This window comes from Alicyclobacillus kakegawensis NBRC 103104 (assembly GCF_001552655.1).
Taxonomy (GTDB): Bacteria; Bacillota; Bacilli; order Alicyclobacillales; family Alicyclobacillaceae; genus Alicyclobacillus_G; species Alicyclobacillus_G kakegawensis.
In genome coordinates this window covers 1-756 of sequence record NZ_BCRP01000068.1, presented here as the reverse complement: position 1 = coordinate 756, position 756 = coordinate 1, and the positions used below count along the sequence as shown (strand labels likewise).

The following is a 756-nucleotide window of genomic DNA, read 5'->3' as shown; positions in this document are numbered from 1 at the left end:
AAGATTCCGAAAGAGTTCTTGGCACAGTTCATCAAAGAGAATGACTTCAAGTCGACAGATGACGTCCAAGCTGCCTTGCGAGATTTGTTCGCCAGTACGATGCAAGGAATGCTCGAGGCTGAGTTGGAGACACACCTTGGGTATGCCAAATATGACACGAAGAATAAGGCGACGGATAACAGCCGGAATGGCCATAGCCGCAAGACGCTGACCTCTGAATATGGCGACGTGGAAATCGCTGTCCCCAGAGACCGCAAGGGCGAATTTGAGCCTGAAATCATCAAAAAGCACCAAACCAACACCGTCGGCATCGAGGAACAGGTCATTGCCCTGTATGCACGAGGTGTGAGCACGCGAGACATCCAAGCCCACCTTCACCAACTGTACGGGTTGGACGTATCCCCCACACTGATTTCAAATATCACGGACAAGCTTCTGCCGATGATTACGCAGTGGCAGAGCCGGCCATTGCAAAGCGTATACGCTGTGGTGTTTCTGGATGCCATTCACTACAAGGTAAAGCAGGATGGCCAAGTGGTCAACAAAGCCGCCTATATGGTTGTGGGCATTGACCTCGAAGGGCAAAAGGACGTGCTTGGCATTTGGATCGGCGAGAATGAATCGGCGAAGTTTTGGCTGACTGTCTTGAACGAACTGAAGCGTCGAGGGGTAGAGGACATCCTCATCACCTGCGTCGACAACTTGAAGGGATTCAGCGAAGCAATCGCAGCCTGCTATCCCAAGTCGGACATCCAG

At 51.9% G+C, this 756-nt stretch carries 1 protein-coding gene; it reads left to right on the top strand.

Features of this window, described 5'->3' with window-relative positions:
* Positions 1 to 3: 3 nt before the first annotated feature.
* The coding region (locus AK2_RS16260) for an IS256 family transposase (RefSeq protein ID WP_157076408.1) at positions 4 to 756 on the top strand (753 nt) is incomplete at its 3' end.